The following is a 4,274-nucleotide window of genomic DNA, read 5'->3' on the forward strand; positions in this document are numbered from 1 at the left end:
GCCATCAGGACCACCAGCCTGCGCCATATCTGCACGGCCGCCGCCGCCCTGACCGCCAAGCGCTGCCGACGCAACACGCACCAGATCAACGGCACTAAAGCGGGATGTCAGATCATCCGTTACAGCAACAACTGCACTGGCCTTACCGTCTTCGCTTACACCGATGAAAGCAACAATGCCGGAGCCGAGTGCTTTTTTACCTTCATCCGCCAATGGCTTCAGGTCTTTCGGTGCAACGCCGGTCACACTGCGTCCCATGAACTGAACACCATTAATGGTCTTCGCTTCATTGTCCGATTTGGAAGAGCCGCCGCTGAGAGCCAGTTTCTTACGGGCTTCCGTCAGCTCTTTTTCCAGCTTGCGGCGTTCATCAATCAGACTGTTCACGCGATCCAGAGCTTCCGACGGCGTGGTCTTCAGAGCAGATGCAATCGCTTTAACACGGTCATCCTGTTCTTCCAGATAAAGACGTGCGGCCTCACCGGTCAACGCTTCCATACGGCGAACACCGGCTGCAACCGCGCCTTCCGATACGATGCGTACCAGACCAATATCACCGGTCTGGCGGACATGCGTACCACCGCACAGTTCCAGAGAATAGGTTTTACCGGCTTTTTCGCCCTGTGTCGCAGTACCCATGGAAACCACGCGGACTTCATCGCCGTATTTCTCACCGAACAGTGCCATCGCACCGGCTTCGATTGCATCATCCACGGCCATAAGACGTGTCGTTACCGGTGAGTTCTGCAGAATGATCTCATTGGCAATGCTCTCAACCTTGCGCAGCTCTTCTTCGCTGATCGGCTTCGGATGCGAGAAGTCAAAACGCAGGCGTTCAGGAGCAACGAGAGAGCCCTTCTGCGCCACGTGATCGCCAAGCGTTTCGCGCAGAGCTTCGTGCAGCAGATGGGTTGCCGAGTGATTGGAGCGCATGCGGCTGCGGCGGTCATGTTCAACCACCAGCTCAACGGCATCACCGGTTGCGAGCTTACCCTCACGGATTGTTGCCTGATGGACAAAAACGCCGTCAGCTTTTTTCACTGTATCGGTCACTTCAATGACAAAACCATCGCCATAGATGAAACCGGCATCACCCTGCTGACCACCGGATTCCGCATAGAATGGTGTCTGGTTGACGATAATGCTGACAGTTTCACCCTGTGCAGCTTTATCGATGATCTGACCATCACGAACCAGAGCGGTTACAACGCCCTCAGCCTTTTCGGTATCGTAACCGAGGAACTCGGTCGCGCCGACTTTATCGCGTACAGAGTACCAGACTTTTTCCGTTGCCGCATCACCGGAGCCTGACCAATTGGCACGGGCTTCAGCCTTCTGGCGTTCCATCGCAGCGCTGAAACCATCGGTATCAACAGTAATGCCGCGCTGGCGCAGTGCATCCTGCGTCAGGTCAAGCGGGAAACCATAGGTGTCATAGAGTTTGAACGCAGTCTCACCATCAAGGCTCTGACCTTCGCTCATATTCTCTGTTGCATCGCTTAAGAGACCAAGGCCGCGTTCCAGTGTTTTACGGAAACGGGTTTCTTCAAGCTTCAGCGTTTCAGAAATCAGAGCTTCTGCACGCACCAGCTCCGGATAAGCCTGTCCCATTTCGCGAACCAGTGTCGGCAGCAAACGGTACATCAGCGGATCGCGCGCACCAAGCAGCTGTGCATGACGCATGGCGCGACGCATAATACGACGCAGCACATAACCGCGACCTTCATTGGACGGCAGAACACCATCGGCAATCAGGAAGCTGGCAGAACGCAGATGATCCGCGATCACGCGATGGCTGGCACGCTGTCCGCCTTCAGCTTTCACGCCGGTTGCTTCTTCCGAAGCACGGATCAGTGCTTTGAACAGATCAATATCATAATTGTCGTGCACGCCCTGCAAGACAGCAGCAACACGCTCCAGCCCCATACCTGTGTCGATCGACGGACGCGGCAGGTCAATGCGCTCTTCTTTTGTAATCTGCTCGAACTGCATGAAAACGAGATTCCAGATCTCGATGAAACGGTCACCGTCTTCATCAGCTGATCCCGGAGGGCCACCCCAGATATGGTCGCCATGATCGAAGAAGATTTCCGAGCAAGGGCCGCAAGGGCCGGTATCACCCATCGACCAGAAATTATCATTGGTAGCGATACGGATGATACGGTCATCCGACAGACCGGCAATCTTCTTCCAGTAATTCGCAGCATCGTCATCCGTATGATAAACGGTAACAAGCAGTTTATCTTTGTTCAGACCAAATTCTTTGGTGAGCAAATTCCATGCAAAGGTAATTGCCTCTTCTTTGAAATAATCGCCGAAGGAGAAATTCCCCAGCATTTCAAAGAATGTGTGGTGGCGTGCAGTATAGCCGACATTATCCAGATCATTATGTTTACCACCGGCGCGCACGCATTTCTGCGCAGTTGCAGCACGGCTGTAAGGACGTGTCTCAAGACCGGTAAAGACGTTCTTGAACTGAACCATACCGGCATTGGTGAACATCAAAGTCGGGTCATTGCGTGGCACAAGCGGGCTCGACGCCACCGCTTCATGGCCATTCTTACGAAAATAATCGAGGAATGTTGACCTGATCTCGTTAACGCCGCTCATTATTCACCTTTGGGTTCTGCCCGATTTAAACCGTAGTAACACGGCCTGTCATATCTCAAATAAGTATGGGATCCGGTTTGCGCAACAGCTTGATCCGGCCAGATAATTACCCGATCGCCTTCAGCATGTAACCATATCCGTTATTGTTACTGCCTGCTTTTAAACAGATGATCATGCAGTGTCCAGATATCCGCCCATATATCTGCATGCATTGAAGTGCCGCAGCAACAAAATACCCCGCATCACGGCATGTAATGCGGGGTATTGCGATCTTATCAATGATCTGAGCGCAATAAATTACGCTTCAGCGGCATCCGGCGCATCATCTTCACCGCCGCCATTGTCGAGCATCTGCTCGGCAATCAGACCGGCATTCTGACGCAAAGTCAGTTCGATCTCATTAGCCACTTCCGGATTTTCCTTCAGGAAGTTTTTCGCATTATCGCGCCCCTGACCAAGGCGCTGCGAATTATAGGAGAACCATGAACCGGATTTCTCAACAATACCGGCCTTTACCCCAAGATCGATCAACTCACCGGTCTTGGAAACACCGGCACCATACATGATGTCGAACTCAACCTGCTTGAACGGAGGAGCCAGCTTGTTTTTAACAACCTTAACGCGGGTCTGATTACCTACGATTTCATCGCGCTCTTTGATCGAACCGATGCGGCGGATATCCAGACGAACCGAAGCATAGAACTTCAGCGCATTACCACCGGTCGTGGTTTCAGGCGAACCGAACATCACACCGATCTTCATACGGATCTGGTTGATGAAGATAACCATCGTATTGGACTTGGAAATCGAAGCGGTCAGCTTACGCAGAGCCTGACTCATCAGACGTGCCTGAAGACCCGGCAGGGAATCGCCCATCTCACCTTCAATTTCCGCACGCGGTGTCAGAGCCGCAACGGAGTCGACAACCAGCACGTCAATCGCACCGGAACGCACCAGCGTATCCGTGATTTCCAGTGCCTGCTCACCGGTATCCGGCTGTGAGATCAGCAGGTTTTCAAGGTCAACGCCGAGCTTGCGGGCATAGACCGGATCAAGCGCATGTTCCGCATCCACGAAGGCACAGATGCCGCCTTTTTTCTGCGCCTCAGCAATTGTATGCAGCGCCATTGTTGTTTTACCCGAGCTTTCAGGCCCGTAAATTTCAACAATACGCCCTTTCGGCAAACCACCGACGCCCAGCGCAATATCCAGAGACAGCGAACCGGTCGGGACAGTTTCAATTTCCACTACCTTGTCATTCTGGCCAAGGCGCATGATCGAGCCCTTACCGAATGAGCGCTCAATCTGTGACAGTGCCGCGTCCAGAGCCTTTGATTTGTCCACTGATTTATCCTCAACAAGTCGTAATGAATTCTGAGACATTTTACACTATCCCTTTGCGTCACTTGAAGTCCGCAGAATGAAACTTTATGGATAATATGTATCCTATTTGTTCTCAATCTGCAATAGGATTAAGTCATTGATTTTAAATCAATATAACATTTTGTTCTTCTGATGTTCTAATTTATAAATAATGCAACGCTAAAAAAGATTTCCAAAATTAAAACAAGACGGGAACGAATTTAGCCAAACGTCGATTCGATCATATTGTCGTAGCGGCACAGACTTAGCCCCCTTCCGGCAGGCAATAAAAAACCGCCCCC

2 protein-coding genes are annotated in these 4,274 nt (G+C 51.7%); both read right to left on the reverse strand.

Annotation, left to right across the window (positions count from 1 at the left end):
* Nucleotides 1–2,610, reverse strand: a 2,610-nt coding sequence (gene alaS, locus A918_RS0115380; RefSeq protein ID WP_022711916.1) for an alanine--tRNA ligase, incomplete at its 3' end; no start/stop codon positions are given.
* 297 nt (nucleotides 2,611–2,907) lie between these two features.
* Nucleotides 2,908–3,993: a recombinase RecA gene (gene recA / locus A918_RS0115385; protein WP_028233868.1), complete on the reverse strand. Its 1,086-nt coding sequence runs from the start codon at nucleotides 3,991–3,993 to the stop codon at nucleotides 2,908–2,910.
* Nucleotides 3,994–4,274: the final 281 nt, after the last annotated feature.

Source organism: Pseudochrobactrum sp. AO18b (assembly GCF_000409565.1).
GTDB classification, from domain to species: domain Bacteria; phylum Pseudomonadota; class Alphaproteobacteria; order Rhizobiales; family Rhizobiaceae; genus Pseudochrobactrum; species Pseudochrobactrum saccharolyticum.

Excerpts from the sequence above, each read along its gene's own strand:
- recA (WP_028233868.1), bottom strand. The coding sequence starts at position 3,993 with ATGTCTCAGAATTCATTACGACTTGTTGAGGATAAATCAGTGGACAAA.